Consider the following 19,536-nt stretch of genomic DNA (forward strand, 5'->3'; position numbering starts at 1 on the left):
TGAGCGCCCTGTCGCTTGGTCAAACGTGCAGCGAGGCCTGACACGAGGCAAACGACATCAACCACGATACCGAGGTCACTGTCGCTAGTCGTGAGTTTAACTTTTCAATGGTTCTCTCACTTCCGGCAAACTTGCGTGCGCCGAAATAGATCATGACGCCGTTGCCGAAGATCTAGGGCGTCGCGCCCTTACCTCTGTATTCCCGGACCCATCTGGCCGTCTGCCGAAGTTCGCCGAACCCGAAGAAGTGCGCTCGCAACGATCGCAATTCAGCTTTGGTTTCCATTTGGTGCAAGAGTCGGTCAATTAGCTCCTGCGGCTCATAACCGACAACGAGACGGCCGAATCTCTGACCTTGAGAGCGCAATGCAAAAGCAGAATTTGTTACGCCACATATGAGCGCCAGACGCATGACGCTCTTTAGCGTGGCAGGTCCAGCCAAACCGACCCGAACATCTTCCGCTATTCCTCGCACCTGCAAACGTATGATATGTGCTGTTATGGCGTCCGGCTCGAAACAAAACTGGCTGACCACCCACGGCTTCATCCCTTGCCGAACGGTCAACGAGACCTTTTGATTGAGTTCGCCATCTAGCACGTCCGTTGGGATGTGCGGATGGCCTTGCGGATAGGTCGCAAAGCCAAGCCGTTTAAACCCATAGCGAGCGAATAGGCCCGTCTCAAGCACCGCTCGGCTAGAAGGAAATGGTCCGATGACACGCGCAACGTCGCCCCCCAGCAACAATGCTCGATCGACGCCAGCCTCTTGCAGTCGGGCCAGTGTCGTCTCGAGCTGATGATGGCTTTCGCATCTGCGTGCAACCAAGTGAGGCACTGGGATGAAACCCGACGTCCGCAGTTCTAGCGCTCTCGTAATCAGCGTCTCTAGGGCCTCTCCTGATACACTCGCAAGATATATCTCTGTCCCGGGCGTAAGGAAACGCCTCGCCATCTCAACCGCGCGGGTATCGCGCGGTACGATTTCGACGGAGTGCTGACCAAGGAATTTCTGGCAAGCGTCCCCCTTGTTGCAAGCTTGGGTCCTTGACGCGGTCATGAATGAGTCCGTTTTTGGTGGCAACACGAGCGACAGCAATCTTCGACCAGGGGCTCGACGTCACCAGCCTATTTTTGATTGAGGTTAGAGGCAGGCGGAACGGTCCCGTGCCTTAGCCGGGGGGAGCGAACGACGTCATGGCTTGTGGTTTCGGGAGATGATGTAAGACTCGTCCCAGAACCAAAGCCCATTATGCTTGCGCAAAATTGCCTTAGTGCATGCCAAGTACCGATCGTCCGTCATCGCTCGGGCCAGTCGCTCGTCCTCAATCTGTGCCACGTAGTTTGCGTTATTCCAGGCTGCAAACAGTGTTGACGTCCCGATGGATGTGGCGTCCGCTTCAATCTCATTGGGTAACGTATACATCACGTACTTGAATCTCGACTGCTCATCCGTCAACGCATCGAAATTGTAATGACGCGCCTCATTCCCCATCGCGACCTTCGTCTCGCGCAATATATCTCGTCGCTCGTTTGCGAAGGGCTGTTCCCCGGGCCACACGCTCTGAATTATCTCCAGACCGGGATCGTCGCCGCACGAATGAATGCCGACCAATCGACCTCCCGGAGCAAGCGCGAGCGCTAATGGCGCAACGACCTTCCTTGCCTTGAACTCCGCCGACGCCCGTGCCCGATAAGGTTGCGAAGCGATGACAAGATCGTAGTTCGCCATGATCGCGCCCTGCCTGGGGATGACCTGGTCCAGTAGGAATCGGCAACTCTGCAGATACAGCACCAGAACGACCGGGCGCTCATAGATCGGATTGCCGGATTTTTTGCTTACACTGGCCTTCCAATGTTGAGCTAGAAACGGCTCAAGATCATTGATCTGGCGCTCGTACTCGGCCGCCGTCCGCCCGCTCAGGGCGACTTCATGCCAGACGAGCCTGGATGCCGATGATGCGGAGTTTGCCGAAAGATATGGGGCTTCATGATAGTAAAGGTTGGTCAGGACGATGACCGTGGCCGGGTGCTCGTGAAACCGATCGGGGATCTTCTCAAGGGTCAACCGAATGTCTTCAAGGCTGATCTCTTTCCCAACGACGTAGAATGGCAAATGCTCGTAGCGTCGATGCATTGAACGCAACACGCGGGCCAGCACCGTCCCATCGCCAACTCCCGCATCAAAGAGCCGAACGGCAGGCGGACGCGGACGTATCTGATCGAGTTCAAGCGCTATTCGTTCTGATACGACGCGCTTCTCGCTGCACGTATTGACGAACATCAGGTACTTTTGTCGATTGTCATAAAATCGAAAGTTTTTCTCGGGTTCGGCTTCGTTGATCGCTTGAACCTCAGCGTGCGCAAACTCAGTTCGTGCAACGGACGACACGTTAGCCTCCTGCTTCATGATGGGAGCATTTCTTTTGCGACGTCACCGATCCGTCCACAATGCACGGCTCAGCGGAGAACCGCCGCACAAGGCTGTTAAGCGCGCGATCGGCGATCTCGAACGCGCTCGACGCTGTCCTCGTGGGCCGACCTGTAAATCTCGCATTTCTGACAAGCGCCCCCCAAAGGCTTCGCTGGGCTTCCCAAATCAGCGACTTGAGAAGTGTGCACATCGCTCGCGCCAACAAGGAGCTGCCGATGCTCCAGAGGTTGCTGACGCAATTGGAACTGAAGTGCGAGCGCCGCCTCGGTGAGCAATTGCGCAGCGGCAATGAGCGCGAGCCTCGGACAATGAGAAACAGTCCCCTCGAAGAGCTCAACGTGAAGGTTCCGGCCGGGCAAGATCGCTCGCTTCGTACTTGCTCAAAAAGTCTTCGATCGTCAGCTGGCGAAAATCTGGCAGCGCCGCGTGTAGGCTTCCGTGATCCCAGTCCCACCACGCAAGCCTGGTGAGCCTACCGGCAATATCGTCGGAAAATCGTCGCCTGACCGGGCGAGCCGGATTGCCCGCGACGATCGTGTAGGCCGGCACGTCCTTGGTGACGATTGCACCGCCTGCAACCACAGCACCGGTGCCGATATTGCGGCCGGGAAGTACGATTGCGCCGTGACCGATCCAGACATCGTGACCGAGATGGACCTGATGTTGCCTTCGCCAATCGAAGAATTCTGCCTCATCGCTCTCGCAGGGAAAATAGGCGCTCGCCCGATAGGTGAAATGCGACTGGCTCGCGCGGTGCATCGGATGGTTGCCCGGGTTGATACGGGTCATTGCCGCAATCGAGCAGAATTTTCCGATCGTCGCGTAGGTGATCTGGGAATCGTTCTCGACGTAGGAATAATCGCCCATCGTCACTTCTCGCAGGATCGTGCGCGCACCGACCTCGCAGTATGCGCCGAGTTGGGTATTGTGCAGCTGGGCGGCGGAATGGACGGTCGGTTGGACTGAGAGGGGGCTGGCGGCCATAGTTGCTCTGTAATTTGAACGGTGGGCACTCGTCTTGAACGGATTGATCACCATTTGGGGACAGATCGAGACTGTTTGCTGATATCTGGAGCCGCTGCACGCTGGCGTCGCCGGACGCAAGGCCCGCCGCCGGCATGACTCAGCCCGTCTCGAAGACACTATCGGCGAGGAGTTCAGTCGGACTCCGCTCCGCCACGATCTGTCCCCTCTGGACGAGCAGCGCACGGCCGACCAGCGAGGCGACGAAACTGAGATCCTGATCCGCAATGATCATGGCGGTTTTTTCCAGGCGGTGAATCGACAACAGACATTCGGCGATTTCGTCGGTCACCGAAGGCTGAATGCCCTCTGTCAGTTCATCCAGTAAGAGAAGCCGCGGCGAGCGAACCATGGCGCGCGCCAGGGCCAGCAATTGCCGCTCTCCTCCACTCAACGCACCGCTGGGTCGAGCGAGAAGCTTTTCGAGCCTCGGAAAGAGACACAATATCTCGGCGATCGCTTTTGCGTTGCCGGCACCGGGCATCATGCCCGCGAGCAGCAGGTTCTCCTTGACGGTGAGGCCGGGAAAACCCGCTCCGCCTTGCGGCGTGTAACTGAAGCCGAGACGACTGCGTCGATGGGCCGGCAGAGCTTCGATGGCGACACCGTCCAGAACGATCCGACCACCTTCGACCGGCAATAGCCCCATGACAGTCTTGAGCAAGGTGGTCTTGCCCATGCCATTGAGACCGATGATCCCCAGGATTTCATGATCGCCCAGATCGAAGCTTAAGCCTCGTAGAACCTGTGTCTTGCCGTAGCCGGCGACTAAGCCTTCACCTTTAAGCATGAATGGCCTCTTTCCTGCGGCCGAGATAGATGTCTCGAACGGTCTCGTTCGCCTCGATCTTGTCCATGGTGTCCTCAAGGAGCACTTTCCCCCTGTGCAAGACAGTAACTCTTTGTGCGAGACGGGCGATGAACTCCAGGTCGTGCTCGACCACGATCACCGTGGCACGGGCATTGAGACGTTTGATGATATCAACGGTCTTCAACATCTCATCGCGCGTCATGCCAGCGGTTGGCTCGTCGAGCAGCGCGAGACGAGGATCGCTCGCGAGCAGCATGCCGAGTTCGCACCATTGGCGATGCGCATGCGAAAGGGTGACGGCCAGCTGCTTTGCGCGCCCGTCATCAAAGCCGATCTCCTCCAGAGCCAACTCGACGACCCTGTCCAGCTCGCGCTTTGGCAGTTTCCTCCGCAGGGCAGCGAGGCGGATATTTTCGCGGACGTCAAGATTTGCGTAGATGCTGGGGATCTGGTTCTTGATGGCGATTCCCAGGCGTGCAATCCGATTGGGGGCCAGTCCTTGCAGATCACGGCCCTCGAAAAGAACGTGGCCGCTGGTCGGCTGGTGCTGATGTGTGAGGCATTTGAACAACGTGCTCTTGCCGGCGCCGTTTGGACCGATGAGGCAGCGGATTTCGCCGGCGGTTATGACGAGGTCGACGCCATCAACTGCGGTAACACCGCCGAACCGCTTTACGAGACCGCGCGTTGCGAGAATCGGTGAGTCGCTCATGCCGGTTTCACCTTCCGCCGCAAGATGCCGAAACGATTCCGGAACTTCAGGTTCGACAGACTAAGAATCATTGGCAACAGGCCTTGCGGGGCCAGCAGGACGAACAGGATGATCGTCACTCCGAAGATAAGCTCCGTGTTGAAAACCGTGTTGGCGCCGAGCTGGCTGCTCAGAAGCTGGAAGCCGAAGCTTGCGATCACCGGTCCGACAAAGGTCCCAAGTCCGCCCGCGATCACCCACAGAACGAATTGCGACGCTTGCGGAAGATCGAAGACGTTCGGGCTGACGAAGCCCATAACCGCCGTGTAAAGCGCCCCGCCAAGCCCGGCAATGGCAGCACTGACGGCAAAACCGACGAGCTTGTAGAAGCGGACGTCGTAGCCAAGAAGCTCGCTCCGCAACTCGCTTTCGCGGACAGCCGTCATAATCCGCCCTGCATCGCTGGCGCGCAGGAACGAAAGGAGAGTGTAAATGCCGGCCAGCGCCACCAGGCAGATCGAGAACGTTGCCTCCGTAGACAGGAATCCCTGCGGATCACCCGGCATATTGAGTGAGGGTACTGCCGTGATGCCATTAAAGCCGCCCAGCGGCACCGGACCTATGTGAAACCAGGGATCGGCAGTCGACGTCATGAAGGAATAGAAGATTAGCGTCACGCAGAGCGTGATGACGCCGAGATAGACGTCACCCAGGCGGCTGAAGAATAGGAAATAGCCAAGGACAAGCGAGAATACGACCGGCAATACCGTTCCGATCAACACGGCAAACGTGCTGTCGCCGAGATTGGAGACCGCGATTGCATAGGCATAGGCGCCGAGACCGAAAAAGACCGAATGTCCGAGGTTCAAAATCCCAAGCGTCCCCCAGACGAAGGCGAGACCGAGCGCTCCGATCGCCATGGCCGAAAACGCGGACAGATTGACGAGGTCGAATGGCTCCAGGACGAATGGCCCGAGCGCCGCAAAGAGCAGGAGAGCGACCGGAAAAAAGGCATGTTTGAGTTGGCACAGCATCATTCTATCGGCCTCCCGTCCACAGGCTGGAGACGCCCGTCGGAAACAGGCGCAGGATGATCACGGCCAAGATCAACAGCGAGGCCTGACCGACGACCGGCGTTGCGAAATAAGAAAGCAATGCCTCAACCGGTCCGAGAATCGTTGCGGCCGACAGGAAGCCCGTAATCAGGGCTCCACCACCGCTGATCACCGTGACGAAGGCGCGGGCGACATAGGCGGCCCCCATGTGAGGAAGCACGCCGGATATCGGCGCAAGCAACGCACCGGCGAGGCCACTGATTGCCGCGCCGATGATGAAAGTGACCGCATAGACGCGATCACAATCGACCCCAAGGGTAGCTGCCATCTCCGAATTCTGCATCGCTGCTCGCGCGATCAACCCGTATTTCGTCCGGTGCAACGCCAGGAGAGAACCCGCGATGAGCAGCGCTGTGATCGCAATCAAGAGCAGCTGGTAAGCGCCGATGGAATAGGCACCGATCGGAATATTGCTGAGCGGTGCGCTTACGCCCATTGTGGTATTGCCGAAGATGGCGGTCACCGCGCCGATCAAGAACAGGCTAAGCCCCCAGGTCGCCAGCATCGTCGTGACCAGATGCCCGTAGAGCCGGCGAATGATGAGGCGCTCCACCACAGCGCCGATCAGGCCGACGACGAACGGCGCGACAACCAGCATGGAGAGCCAAAAATTGAGGCCGGCATGATTGGCAATCACGGTGGCGTAGCCGCCAAGCATGATGAATTCGCCATGAGCGAAGTTGATGACGCGCATCATGCCGAAAATGATGGCAAGCCCCAAGCTGATCAGGGCGAGAAGCGCGATGGAATTGACCACCGCGAAGCACAATATGACGAACTGGTCCATGGTCTATCTCGACCTTACGAAAACGCAAACTGGCGACGAGGGGTGGGTGGGGCACCGCAATAGCCGCGGCGCCCGCGCGTCCAGCCGCCTAGATCTGCTGCATCAGGAAATCGGTCTGGTTCGGATTGGTGAAGACGTTGCACTTGCCACCATAGGTATCGGGGGGAATCTGCTCCTTCTTCTCGATCAGGCTCCAGACGCGGTTCTTGACCTTGACGATGTGAACATCTTGCGTCGTGTTGTGGGTGGGACCGTCCGTGGTCATGACGCCGGCCGGACCTTCCCATCGGATGCCGCTTTCAAGGGCCGCCAGAACCGCTTCCCGCGCGAAGCTGCCGGCGCGTTTGAGGGCTTCAGCCCAGAGCATGACACCGCTATAGCCGCCGAAAACCTCGCCGTTGATATAGGGGCGATTCTTGCCGGCCACGGCTTCCACCTTGCCCAGAAATTCCTTGTTCTTCGGCGTATCGAGCTCCTGGAAATAGTTATAGGCAACGATCACGCCGTCGGTTTCCTCTGGAGCAAGGACCTCATGCTCATTGCCCGCGGCAAACACGATTGAGATGATCGGAATCTTCTTCAGCATGCCGGCCGCCGCCCATTGCCGATAGAAGGACATGGCCGGACCGCCAACGAGGCAGGAATGCACGATATCGGGCTTGGCGGCCTGGATTTTTGCAATGGCCGCGGTGAAATCCGTCACATCCAGCGGGTAGTAGTCATCGGCTAGCACTTGACCGCCTTCGCGCTTGGCCATCACGTGGTTCCAGATGCCAAAGTTGCGCGGGGCATTATAGTCCGACGCAATATAGTAGAGCTTCTTGCCGAGATTCTTGAACGACCATTCGAGCAGCGGAACAACCTGCTGGTTGCCGCCCGTGTTGACGCAGAAGGTGTTTTTCTCGCAAAGCCCGCCTTCGTAGAACGAGCCGTAGATGAAAGGTATCTTGTACTTGCGCAGAACGGGACGCGTAGCTTCGCGCGCAGCGCCGCTGAGTGCTCCCTGCACCATGACGACCCGATCATTCAGCGCCGCCTTCTGCGCATATTGCGGGTACTTGTTGATGTCGGATTGGCCGTCATAGACCTTGAGCTCGACCTTTCTGCCGAGCAACCCGCCGGCGGCATTGATCTCCTCGACGGCGACCTTCATGCACAGATTCGACGGCACTCCGTAAATATCGAGAGGCCCCGATAAATCGTGCAGCGAGGCGATAGTAACGGTGTCTGATGCAGCCCAAGCGCGGGCGGCAAATGAATTAGAGATGGATGCAGCCGAGAACGCTGCCGAAGTGCCGAGAAACGTGCGACGGGACAATTTCACGAGAATTCTCCTTCGACTGCTCGAAAGAAGAGCCATGCTCTCTCCTTCCGAGGATGAAAACGAAAAGCAGGCAAATGAGACCGCGGCGCCAACTTAGAGATGCGGCGCCGCGAGCGCGGTCGCTAAATCTGCGGCATCAGGAATTCCGTCTGGTTCGGATGGGCGAACACGTCGCACCTTCCGCCATAGCTGTCCGGCTGGATCTGCTCTTTGGTTGCAACCAGACTCCAGACGCGGTTCTCGACCCTGATGATGCGCACGTCCTGGGTCGTATGGTGCGTCTTGGCGTCAGTCACCATCTTTCCGCCGGGGCCTTCCCAGGTGATGCCGCTTTCCCAAGCCTTCATGACCGCATCGCGCTCAAAGCTGTTCGCGCGCTTGACGGCTTCGGCCCACAACATGACCGTGTTGTAGCCGCCAATCGCCTCGCCATTGATGTAGGAGTGGTTCCGCCCCATCGCCTCGGCAAAACGCGCCAGGAATGCTTTATTCTGCGGCGTATCGAGCTCCTGGAAATAGTTATAGGCAGCGTAGATGCCGTTCGTCTCTTCAGGTGCCAGGATCTCATGTTCCTGCCCGCCCCCGAAAATGATCGAGACGATCGGAATCTTCTTCAGCATGCCCGCCGCAGCCCATTGCCGGTAGAACGACATCGAGGGGCCACCGACCAGACAAGAATGAATGAAATCCGGCTTTGCCGCCTGGATCTTGGCGATTGCCGCCGTGAAGTCCGTCACGTCGAGCGGATAATAATCGTCGGCCAGCACCTCACCGCCTTCGCGCTTGGCCATCACATGATTCCAGGCTCCGAAGGTGCGCGGCGCGTTGTAGTCTGAGGCGATGTAATAGAGCTTCTTGCCGAGATTTTTGAACGACCACTCGAGCAGTGGCACGACCTGCTGGTTTCCTTCGGTGTTGCAGCAAAAGATGTTCTGCTCGCAGGCGCCACCTTCATAGATCGAACCATAGAAGTAAGGCACCTTGTATTTGCGCAGAACAGGCCGCGTTGCCTCTCGGGCAGCTCCCGTCAAGGCGCCCACTGCCATCACAGCTCTGTCGCGGAGCGCCACCTGCTGCGCGTATTGCGGACCTTTGTTGATGTCCGACTGGCAGTCGTACGCCTTCAGAACGACTTGCTTTCCGAGTAGCCCTCCTGCCTTGTTCAACTCCTTGACAGCGAATTCTGTGCACATATTCGACGGAGCGCCGTAAACGTCGAATGGTCCAGACAGATCATAGACGGAGGCGATGGTCACAGTGTCCGATGCCGCGGAAGCGGACCCGGCAAGTGAGCCGACGACGGACGCGGCGGATACCGCGGCAGACGTTTGGAGAAACGTACGACGTGACAAATTCATGAGAATGCTCCTTGGAGTCCTGAAAGGAAGCCCAATGGGTGCGAACCACCACTCCGCCGGGGCTAGACGACGGACGGGTAGGGGTGATGGATCGTCTGCGGGGAAATGAAACCCCGCCGCGCAATCAGAGTTGAGATCGTCGTGCTATTGGAACGACTTGGCGCTCGACGGGTAGGTCCGGCTCGTACAGATACTTTGCGCTTGCATCGAGAAAATCGTGAGTGTGGATGACCACGGCATCGGCGTTTAGGAAAGCGATCGCATAGGCCGGCGGCTCCATGCTGCAGGGAATTCCTCGCTCGTGACTAAAATCGAGCCACAATTGATGATTGAGCCCCCGCAAGGTGGAAAAGGGAATGTTTTGCCAGCTTCCGGTGATTGGGCGATGCACATGCCCGAAAAACAGATGGCGGACGGAATGACCGTCGAGGATACGTCCGAACGCTGCTCCATCGTCGAGCATGATGTCGTCGGCAGGCCGGAAATGAACCGACAGCGGCGGGTGATGCATGAAAAGATAAATCGGTCCGCCATGAGCCTCTTGCAGGCGTGCGCGCAACCACGCCTGGCGTTGCTCACAGTAGAGGCCCGCGTGGCTGTCGGATCGCTTAGTGTCGAGGAACAGAAAGCGCCCCGCCGGCGTGTCGAGCAGCGACTGGAGGAAGCCGAATTCATCAACAGGAGCCTCTGTAAATACGCTGCGGAAATTGGCGCGATCATCATGGTTACCCATGAGAAGCCGTACCGGCATAGGCAAGGCCTCAAGCGCCTCGCGTAGGCGAATATAGGCACTCTTCTCGCCATGATGAGCGAGATCGCCCGTAATAACGCAAAGCTCGGCGTCTGCGTGATGCTCAGCGATATCAGCCAAGCAGGCTCTCAGGCGCTCGCCGGGATCGTTGTCGAAGAGACGATCACCTGTCGGAACCAAGTGGAGGTCGGTGATTTGAATGATTTTCATGGGCGTTGATTGCGGGCGGGCTGCGCTTTCAGGAGGCAATGGCTTGACCGGAGCGTCTAAAGTTTGCGTTCCACAGCCGGCGAGATGCAATATCGGCGCCTTGGGTCAGCGACTCGAGTTTGCGCCAGGCAATGTCCGGGTCGACAGTGTGAAATGTCGCAAAGCTGGCGAAGCCACAATCCGTGCCCGCAATCACTCGCTCCCGTCCTACCAGATTGGCGTATTGCTCGATGCGCTGAGCGACGACCTCGGGATGTTCAATGTAGTTCGTGCAGGTATCGATGACGCCGGGTACGAGGATCTTGTCGTCGGGAAGCCGCGTCTCCTTGAAAAGGCTCCATTCATGCGAGTGACGTGGATTTGCCGCCTCCAGCAGAAGAGCCATTGGCCGCGCCTTGATGATGATATCGAAGATCTCGTGGAGATCGATGTCGTGATGGTGGGGCGACTCGTAATTGCCCCAACATAGATGCAGTCGCATCCGATCGGCGGGAATGTCGCGCAGGGCATGATTAAGGACTTCGACGTGAAGAGCAATTTCCTTGCGGAATTCGGCCACATCCATCGGTTTCGCGCGGAAATGACGTCCAAGCGCAAGATCGGGGCAGTCGATCTGCAGAAGGAGGCCCGATGCAGCAATGGCGTCATATTCCTTTTTCATCGCGTCAGCCAAAGCATAGAGGTAGGCTTCCTGCGATGGATAATAGTTGTTCGGCATGTAGTGGGCCATGATCCCCGGAGAGGATGCGTTCATAAACGCCTCCTCGACAGAAGCCGTGTCGAGCGCTGCTTTGAGATTGGCGATGTCTGTCGCCACCGCCGCTTCTCCCTGGTACTCTAGAGGTCCAACGCAGGCGGGAGTCTTGATGTCCAGATTGACCCGCTTTGCGAAGTTCGAGAACTCCGCCAGCTCGGACAACGCAAGCGGCTGATCAATGCCTGTCAAACCTGTCATGCGCTCTCGCGCATAGGTCGAGTAGGCGTACTTGCTCATCTCGCCATCATCAACAACCGTCAGGTTAATGCTCGCTTGCTTTTTTACGATATCGACGACCGCTGAACTGATGCTGGCCGCCAGCAACGGGCCGCGGTCGGCTTCCAGTCCGCCCTTCTCTTTCGCCAGAAGCATCTCCTCCAATACGGGCGGCCGCGGTAAACTGCCGACGTGTGTCGTGAGGATTCGATCGGTGCTTATTTTCATTGGTCTCTCCTGTTAATTTTGTAGCGAAGTCGGCTGGCCCCCATCCGCGTTTCCGCGGAGAGAGGATCACCTTCTTCAATCGTGATTTCATTGGGCGTGAGCGGTGCGCTCTCTCTCGACGAGCCTAGAGCGCACAGCGGTTCGCAGCCTGCTTCCGGAGAGAGGCGTAGCAAGCGTTGTTGACGCGGAGATGTCTTGATATTAGTCCAACTAATAGAAGAAGGATCGCTTCTATTTAAATGAGCTGGCGTTCAAATCGGCTCATTGTTGTCGCTGCTCGCTTTTATCCTGCGCGACGAGCTTGCTACTCGCAGTCGATTATCTTGGATCGTACCTGTCTCGCTGAGAAACGCATCCAACGAACAACTTCAATTGTCGATACGCTCCGTGCCAAAGTTGGTGCGCAACTGGCAATATCGGAATTTACGGATGTTTCGTTCGCGCAAGGAGAACCACACTGCTAAGCAGAGGTCTCTGGTTTCTAGAAATTGGTGAAGCCGCAGAAGTTTGACATTTTATATACCATGTGATGTTCATTCCTAAGTACGACAGGAAGACTATACGGTGACCTGAGGCAACATCTCGGAAAGGTGTTTCGTCGACTCGTGATGCAAAAGGATAGCTCGGTTGAGGAAGGGCGATATGGGGCGACCCTTCTGCGTCCCGGGAATACGTTGTTTTGACTGTCAGCCGAGGCAAATCGGTGATCAGGGAATGCATCAGGAAGCAAGAGACCGAAAATGCTCACCTCTATCAACTGCACTTGTCGCGCCGAGTCCGCCTTTAGGTGTCCCGATTAATTGGGGGCGCACTAGCGACACCAATTGCGGGCCTGAGCGGCGCAGTACCTACGTTTTTGGCTTTGCCAGAGGCAAGGGACGGTACGCGAAAAGGACGTGAACCCGCTTAAGCGCTTAAGAATGCGAATCACCGCAATAGGAGGAGCAGGTTTCGACGGCATGAAAATCAGTTCTCACCAGATTGTGGCCTTTACAGAGGTCTTCAGGCGGAGAAGCGTTTCAGAAGCTGCAGCCGTCCTCGGCGTCACCCAATCAGCCGTCACCCAACACCTTGCTAAGCTTGAGCAACATATGGGGACGACACTTTTCATTCGCCATCGCAGCGGGCTCGTGCCGACAAAACCGGCTCAGGAACTGTTTGCGCTAACTGATCGCGTTCGGGTTCTGGAGCAGCTCGTCGCGGAGAAGATCAATGCCTACACTGACCTGTCAGCCGGGCATCTTACCGTGATCGCGAACGCGCCGCGTCCGGCGATGCCCATTATTTCCGAGTTCAACCGGCGTTTTCCCGCAGTGAGGATCACGTTTTCACTAGTACCCTGGGAGCTCGCTAAGCAACGACTTGAAGCGCGTGATGTCGATATTGCGATCATCACTGAGCCCGATGACATTGCCAATTTATTCCACGTCGAGCTAAGCAAAACGCGGCTTATGGCGCTCGTGCAGCGGGAGCATCGACTCGCCTGCAGACCAACACTCAGTCTGGCTGAACTTGCACAAGAAAGGATCATTCTAACCGAGGATGGTTCTCTGACGCTACGGGAGGTGGAAAAGGCGTGTCTTGAGAACAGTATAAATATGCCAAACGTTATTAAAATGGCGACCTATCCTGTTCTAAAGGAAGCCGTGCTGCACGGAATCGGGATAGGGATTCTCCTTCAAGATAGCGTTTTTCCATCGGAGGAGCTTGTATACAAGCCTGTCGATGAATTCTGCATTGATTTCAAAACGTATATAGTTACGACGTCGGATAAACGACGCCTACGATCCGTAAAATCGTTCTTCGAAACCGTTCAAATCTCAATTGAGAATCAACTGAGTACTCCGCGCCAGACGGATTAGAAATCAATTCGCAGTCGCCTCCTTACTTAAGGGGCATCGTCCGAGGTACCTGCTGGCTCCACGAGATGGGTGTGTGGCTCAAGCAAGTCCGGTGATCTTCGCCATGCTTCCTAAGCAGGAGATGAGAACGTGTGCCGTAGGTCCACATATCCACTCAGATCTTGACCCAAACATCATGCTCCTCACCAGGGGTGCGCGATCCGCTGCGAGGATCCTGACCTCTTGCGAACGTGTACGCGTTGGCGTGACGCGATGAAAGCTGCGTCCGCGTTTGCCCGGTTAGTGACTAAGCTCGCGCGGCGGTGCAATATGTCGCGTAAGGCTAAGAGCCGACCTAATGAAGGCGGGCACAGACGTTTTCCTACTGCTTTGCGAAGGTCAAATGAGCAGGGCAGCCGCTGACCTTTGATACTTGCACCGCCAGATTGTACAATATCTCAACGTTTCCAGCATTAGCGTTTAAGATCATGAAGGTCGTGTCCGTGAACATGATACCCGAGCACTTCTGGCGGATTAGGTTTGATCAAAAGCACGATCCGAATACCCCAACTCTGCCGGCGCTTTCCGAGAGCCCGAACTGCCAAAACTTCGTTTAGGCGCTGCTCAAGCATTTCGGATTTGAAAATTTATCCATTTCGGTCCAGCAATCTGTGGGAGGACACCAACGAGACCTCCTTAGTCTCAGATGGATTGAGGCCGCTCGACCTCGTGCTCTTCAATCGTACCAAGAGCTCTTGGGGAGCACATGTCGCGCTCTACCTCGGTGATGACCAAGCGATTCATCTGAGCAAGAATCAGTTAGCGCCGGTGATCCGGCCATTGGCCCAATTCCCGGAACTTCCCGAGTATCGAACCTTCGTTGGTGCAAAGCGGCTCCGCCAACGTGTGGGCGGTCTATAATCGAATGTGCTCTTCGCCAGGTCCGCTTCGAGGTCATTTTCGACCGATTCCGCGGTGTGATATCCGCCTCGTCAAAAGCGCCGAAGCCGACTAGGAGCTTTGCGTACGGCCGGATGCCCGTAATCCAAACTCCCTAACTGGGCTCGAATCACCGCCGATTATGAATCGGTTGCTCGTCAAGCCGATGCTGGCCCAGAAGCCGCGTGGCGCTGCTCGGAGAAATGATCGGGTCCTCAATTGCATCTCCTGGCTGTTGCGACTCGGGGTCTGGCGCGATCTACGAGAAAGCGTTTGATCCCTACACGACTTGATGCGACCGCTTTGTTCGCTGGCGGCGGGCCGGCGTCTGGAGCCGCAGATGCACGTGGCGGCCGCCTATGTTATGGCTGTCCAGATGATCGACGCCTCCATTGTCCCGGGTGCACGCGTCAAGGCGAAAATAACCGAGATCGAAGCTGGCGGCTGTCGAAGCGCGGTCCGCTTTGCCCGATAACCAATCGTGAAAGGGGGGCTGAAATCGGACGTCGCGGAAGGCCATCGACTGGTGCGATCACACTCCCTTTCGAAGTCTACCCGATGACCGCCGGCGATTGCTTTCATTTCCATGAGAGCCGCCTACAGTCCGGATTCTCGCGTTCGCCGGCAGCTCTGTACCGGCGGCTACGAGCTGGCTGCAATTTCCGCTTTATGATGCGTCTACATCCTGCTGCTTGTTAAGAAGCCCTTGCACCTCTCCTAGCTCGGGCTCCCGTGCGATCCATTCTGACGTTCCAGTTTGTCCTCATCTGTAGCAGACCGGCAATCTCTACGACAAAGATGCAAGACGACGACTACCTCTCCAACTTTGGCGGCAGCAGCAAAGCCGCAGGCTAGACCGGCCACGGAAGCGAGTAGGTCTTCAACTGCGTGAAGCTCCGCATTGCCTCCAGCACGCCCTCCTTGTGCCCGAGCCCGGACTGCTTAATTCCCCCGAATGGGGTCAATTCCGTGCGATATCCGGGAACTTCCCACACGTTGACGCAGCCGACCGCGAGACCATCGATGAGCTTCGTCACATGATCTAGCCGGTTGGAGCAGACTGCGGCAGAAAGTCCGAATTTGGTCGCGTTCGCGATTGATATTATCTGGTCAACATCGTTCGGGCAACGGATGATCGGCAGCACAGGCCCAAATGTTTCTTCAATAACCAGTTCGGACGTTGGTGAGACATGGTCCAATAGGGTAGGCGGATAAAGTGCACCCTTAGGCAAGTTGCCGAGCAATAGCGTAGCACCAGCATCTACGGCATCGGCAACACGTCGAGCGATCAATTGGGCAGCTTCTCGATCGATGACGGTCCCGAGGTCAACCGATGGATCGCTGGGATCGCCGGTCGACAGCTTCTGCATGTGATGGAGCGCTCGTTCGGCAAATTCGTCAGCAACGGAGTCAACCACCAACGCCCGCTTGACGGCTGTACATCGCTGACCCGAGTTCTTGATCGCCCCTTGAACCGCCAGATGCGCCGCTCGATCGACATCGGCATCCTCAAGCACGATAATTGGGTCGTTCCCACCGAGCTCCAAGATGAGCTTCCGGTAACCGGCCCGTGCCGCAATATGGTGCCCAACACTAACAGAGCCAGTAAACGTTACCAGCTCCGCATCTGGATCGGTGAACATGGAGTCTCCCAAATCGTGAGGGGCCCCTGTCACGATCGAAAGCATTCCCTCCGGCAGGCCTTGCTCGTAGAGAATCCTGCCAAGCGCCAGGGCAGTCAATGGCGCTCGCTCAGACGGTTTCAGGACCACGCGGTTGTTTGTCGCAATCGCGGGGGCGAGTTTATGGCTGACGAGATTGAGAGGATGGTTAAACGGCGTGATAGCGGAGATCGCTCCAGCAAGGGGCGTGCGCATGGAAAAAATGCGCCGATCATGAGGGGTCGTGCCAATGTCAGATGGATAGATCTCGCCCTCGCTCTGAATCAACATATGGGCAGCAAATGACCAAACGTCGCATGCACGCCTGGTTTCATGCAAAGAGTCCTTTAGGCAGAGACCGGTTTCCGCCGTGATAAGCCGAGCAAGGCGGTCTTGATCTCTTCTAACAGCGCTTGCCGTCCCCAGGAGGATATCCGTTCGTTCGCGGCGCGTGAGCCGAGCATGAGTACGCGCGGCGGCCTCGAATGCTTGGCGTGCATGCCCCGGCCTGGCCTGAGGGACCCTGCCAAGAAACATTCCTGTGTATGGATTCCTGACTTCGATCGTCACGTCCGAGTGGGCAGGCGCGCCTGCGATGAGCATTGGGTAATAGTCTTGATCGTTATCGTACATGCCATAAACTCGGGTTGGGGGTGTCTGTTTGAGATCCACGACAGGTCTAGCGTTCGTTCGATTCGGATGGGTTAGTTCGAAAACGGGCAAGCGGTCGGAGCACTTCTTTGACGGCGACCGGTTCATACCCCAAACCAGAGCGATGAAGATCCGGCAGAGGGCGACCATAGCACTATGACATTAGTCCCCTCCTTCCGGCGGGCTCGTTGCCCCGGATGGCGACGCTGCGCTGAAATATGGTCTTGTTCTGAAGCGGAGAATAGCGACTCGTGATGCGAGGAAGCTGAGAGGGATGGAGGCGGTTGACTTTGCATACCACGAAGTGAGGGCCACTAAACTGGGAGCATAGCCGCATGACGGTCGTAATATGCTCGCCCCGCTCGCAGCGAGTAGCCGTTCGATACCCGCAGGCGGATGCGACAACTTCGAGGGATGTCGTACGTGACGTCGAGGGCTGACCGCCTGTCGAAACGTACCCTTCGTTGTCCAGCACCACATGGATGAGATTCTGGGGATTGGCATAGCCAATAGTCGACAGGATCCCCATGTGCATCAGCACGCCGCCATCTCCATCCAATGCCAGGACAGGTCGATTAGGTGAGGCCAGAGCGAGCCCTGCCGCAACCGCGCTGCAATGTCCAAGGGAGCCCTGCATGTAGAAGTTCAGAGGACGATCTCGGACACGGAACAGCTCACGAGAGATGAACCCCGTCGTAGAGACAATGAGGGTGTCCATTTCGAGCTGCTCGCAAATCAACTCAATGGCTTGCCCGACACTGAGCAGATAGTTGATTGCTCCAGCCTGTCTTTCGGTCACGCCGGATAGCTGACCTTTCCGAAAAAGCAGTGCAAATGGTGCTGCGCGATGAAATGCATCGTTGCCGCGCGCAAGGGCGTGATCCAAACCCGCCTCGGTCCCATCAAAGTCACACCATTCAATGCAGAGCTCGTTCAAGAGACCTTTTGTCTTGGCACCCATGATCGTGTGTTGCGGCTCGTCCGAGGGTTCATCGGGGTGGCCGCGAACGGAGATGAGGAGCAGGAGCGGAATTTTGTTGACCATCAATAGAGATGTCAGCGGGTTGATGATATTGCCGAGCCCAGAATTTTGAAGTGCAGCGACTCCTCGGTGACCTGAGAGGGCCGCGCCAGCAGCTAGCGCAACTGCGCTGCCTTCATTGGCGGCAGGCACGGTCAGGAATTCAGGAGCTTCAGCCGCTCGGTCAAATAGATCGCCAAAAATGGAACACGGCACCCCAGAAAAAGCTGTGTATCCAGCGGTGCGGAGCTTCGACAACAGAACACGGGTTGGAAATGGCATATCGTGCTCATGCGATTCATCGAGAGGAGCGACGGAATAAGGCGATCCTCCAAAGCGGTAAAGTCATGCGCGTCAGGCGATCTTTCTCGCGACGATGAGGCTGCGATTGCAGATCGATTTGTGGTAATCGATCTCCTGGAAGCCGGTGCTCTCAAGCATGGTCCGCATGTCATCGACGCTGTAACAGCAGCCCTCGTACCCTGTGGTAAGTAGCACGGAGTACTCTGCTTCGGCAGCCGGGGCCGGCTGCCCTCCCCGGTCGTTAGGGTGGCAGCTGTAAATTGCTATGCGACCACCGGACGCAATGCTGTCAAAAGACTTGCTCAGGAGCAGGTGGACCTTGTCTGGTCCCCAGTTGTGAAGGACGTGCGAATAGAGGTGAAGGCTAGCATCCCGGGGCAGGGGATCAACGAACATGTCGCCCGCTATGACATGGGCACGACCCGGGTATAAATTCCGGTCGGTCAGACACGTCCTCGCAAGCTGATCAACGGGCGGGCGCTCAAAGATCGTTGCCGAGAGTGAAGAATAGTGCATCAACAAATGCGCGGAATAGACGCCCGATCCACCACCTACATCGAGAACGGAAGTATCATTCGTGCAGTCAAGCAGCTTCGCGAGGTGCGGCGCAAAGATCCGTCCACGCTCCTCCATTCCTCGTGTGTTCAGATCAGCGAACTCATCCGTCTGCATCAGGGCGTCCCAGGACTTGGTTACGCCGCGCTCAACGTGCCAGGTATTCGGGCCACCCTGTCGCAGGATCTCATATAGTTCCCGAACAGAAGGCTTATATTTCATCGTTGCAATATACGAGGCAATACTGTCTGCGGAGTTGCCGCTTAGATATCGAACGGCTGAGGCAGTTGCGTGCAGCCAGCCAGATTCGTTGGAGATGAGGCCCCACGATTGGAAGAGTCGAAGCATGGTCCGCGTTGGCCGCTCCCGAAGAGAGAAATGAAGTCGTAGCTCCTCCTCAGTTACCAGGCGACCATCCAGGTAAGTAAAGAGATCAAGCCATGAGACTGCGGCGATATAGAGATCAGCGGCATAGGAGCTGTCGCGCCACTTGATGATTTGCTCAATATCGGGAGAGAAGACAGGGGCAGCTTCAGAGAGATGGGCGTGTGACGTCAGTGCAGGTGATTGCATTGCCGCAAGTCCTTCTCAGAACGATTTGTATCTGTGGATTAGCTATTGCTGAATCTCGGCAAGCCCCAGTCCGACGTTCAGCAAGCAATCAGTGACACACGTCTGTCATCTAGATCAATTGCTAGCGTTGGTAGTTGACCTTTCGTAAACTCTTGCATTCCGCAATGGAGGAGTAGCGGCCAAGCTCCGATAATTACAAGCTGTTCGATTGTTGGTGAGGTAAAGTCAGAGAATCATGAGTGTAAGGCTTTACAATCCCCGTCAGCGCCGCACTTCTTCACATGCACAGC

Annotated in this window: 16 protein-coding genes; 2 read left to right on the top strand and 14 right to left on the bottom strand. The window is 56.7% G+C overall.

Going from position 1 to position 19,536, the window contains the following annotated elements:
* Positions 1 to 172: 172 nt before the first annotated feature.
* The 11 genes from ACKWRH_RS07755 to ACKWRH_RS07805 all read right to left on the bottom strand — a co-directional run bounded on the left by ACKWRH_RS07755 (position 173) and on the right by ACKWRH_RS07805 (position 11,702).
* A complete protein-coding gene (locus ACKWRH_RS07755) occupies positions 173 to 826 on the bottom strand; it encodes a hypothetical protein (protein ID WP_445220008.1) in 654 nt (217 codons plus the stop codon).
* 366 nt (positions 827 to 1,192) lie between these two features.
* Entirely contained in the window at positions 1,193 to 2,389 is a 1,197-nt protein-coding gene (locus ACKWRH_RS07760; protein ID WP_445220009.1) for a hypothetical protein, read from the bottom strand.
* Between the two features lie 375 nt (positions 2,390 to 2,764).
* Entirely contained in the window at positions 2,765 to 3,415 is a 651-nt protein-coding gene (locus ACKWRH_RS07765) for a chloramphenicol acetyltransferase (protein WP_445222346.1), read from the bottom strand.
* A 139-nt stretch (positions 3,416 to 3,554) separates the two neighbouring features.
* Entirely contained in the window at positions 3,555 to 4,244 is a 690-nt protein-coding gene (locus ACKWRH_RS07770) for an ABC transporter ATP-binding protein (protein WP_445220010.1), read from the bottom strand.
* The gene (locus tag ACKWRH_RS07775) at positions 4,237 to 4,977 is read right to left on the bottom strand and encodes an ATP-binding cassette domain-containing protein (protein ID WP_445220011.1); all 741 of its coding nucleotides are present in this window, start codon (positions 4,975 to 4,977) and stop codon (positions 4,237 to 4,239) included. Before ACKWRH_RS07775 ends, ACKWRH_RS07770 begins: the two co-directional genes overlap by 8 nt.
* On the bottom strand, positions 4,974 to 5,993 hold the full coding sequence (locus ACKWRH_RS07780; RefSeq protein ID WP_445220012.1) for a branched-chain amino acid ABC transporter permease: 1,020 nt from the start codon (positions 5,991 to 5,993) through the stop codon (positions 4,974 to 4,976). The genes ACKWRH_RS07775 and ACKWRH_RS07780 overlap by 4 nt, the downstream gene beginning before the upstream one ends.
* Position 5,994: 1 nt before the next feature.
* Complete coding sequence (locus tag ACKWRH_RS07785; RefSeq protein WP_445220013.1) at positions 5,995 to 6,858, bottom strand: branched-chain amino acid ABC transporter permease; 864 nt, start codon at positions 6,856 to 6,858, stop codon at positions 5,995 to 5,997.
* 88 nt (positions 6,859 to 6,946) lie between these two features.
* On the bottom strand, positions 6,947 to 8,218 hold the full coding sequence (locus ACKWRH_RS07790) for an urea ABC transporter substrate-binding protein (RefSeq protein ID WP_445220014.1): 1,272 nt from the start codon (positions 8,216 to 8,218) through the stop codon (positions 6,947 to 6,949).
* Between the two features lie 86 nt (positions 8,219 to 8,304).
* Positions 8,305 to 9,438, bottom strand: coding sequence for an ABC transporter substrate-binding protein (locus ACKWRH_RS07795; protein ID WP_445222347.1), 1,134 nt, complete (start codon positions 9,436 to 9,438; stop codon positions 8,305 to 8,307).
* A 226-nt stretch (positions 9,439 to 9,664) separates the two neighbouring features.
* Positions 9,665 to 10,501, bottom strand: coding sequence for a phosphodiesterase (locus tag ACKWRH_RS07800; protein WP_445220015.1), 837 nt, complete (start codon positions 10,499 to 10,501; stop codon positions 9,665 to 9,667).
* Between the two features lie 28 nt (positions 10,502 to 10,529).
* A complete protein-coding gene (locus ACKWRH_RS07805) occupies positions 10,530 to 11,702 on the bottom strand; it encodes a cobalamin-independent methionine synthase II family protein (protein ID WP_445220016.1) in 1,173 nt (390 codons plus the stop codon).
* A gap of 896 nt (positions 11,703 to 12,598) precedes the next feature.
* Here ACKWRH_RS07805 and ACKWRH_RS07810 point away from each other — a divergent pair.
* Together ACKWRH_RS07810 and ACKWRH_RS07815 are read left to right on the top strand one after the other, a co-directional pair.
* The gene (locus ACKWRH_RS07810; RefSeq protein ID WP_445220017.1) at positions 12,599 to 13,564 is read left to right on the top strand and encodes a LysR family transcriptional regulator; all 966 of its coding nucleotides are present in this window, start codon (positions 12,599 to 12,601) and stop codon (positions 13,562 to 13,564) included.
* Positions 13,565 to 14,254: 690 nt separating this feature from the next.
* The gene (locus ACKWRH_RS07815; protein WP_445222348.1) at positions 14,255 to 14,464 is read left to right on the top strand and encodes a hypothetical protein; all 210 of its coding nucleotides are present in this window, start codon (positions 14,255 to 14,257) and stop codon (positions 14,462 to 14,464) included.
* An 869-nt stretch (positions 14,465 to 15,333) separates the two neighbouring features.
* On the opposite strand, the gene phnY is transcribed toward ACKWRH_RS07815, so the two are convergent.
* The 3 genes from phnY to ACKWRH_RS07830 all read right to left on the bottom strand — a co-directional run bounded on the left by phnY (position 15,334) and on the right by ACKWRH_RS07830 (position 19,246).
* Complete coding sequence (gene phnY / locus ACKWRH_RS07820; protein WP_445220018.1) at positions 15,334 to 16,776, bottom strand: phosphonoacetaldehyde dehydrogenase; 1,443 nt, start codon at positions 16,774 to 16,776, stop codon at positions 15,334 to 15,336.
* A gap of 172 nt (positions 16,777 to 16,948) precedes the next feature.
* Entirely contained in the window at positions 16,949 to 18,097 is a 1,149-nt protein-coding gene (gene aepY, locus ACKWRH_RS07825) for a phosphonopyruvate decarboxylase (RefSeq protein ID WP_445220019.1), read from the bottom strand.
* A 72-nt stretch (positions 18,098 to 18,169) separates the two neighbouring features.
* Complete coding sequence (locus ACKWRH_RS07830; RefSeq protein ID WP_445220020.1) at positions 18,170 to 19,246, bottom strand: methyltransferase; 1,077 nt, start codon at positions 19,244 to 19,246, stop codon at positions 18,170 to 18,172.
* Between the last annotated feature and the right edge of the window lie 290 nt (positions 19,247 to 19,536).

The organism is Bradyrhizobium sp. Pa8 (assembly GCF_052588265.1).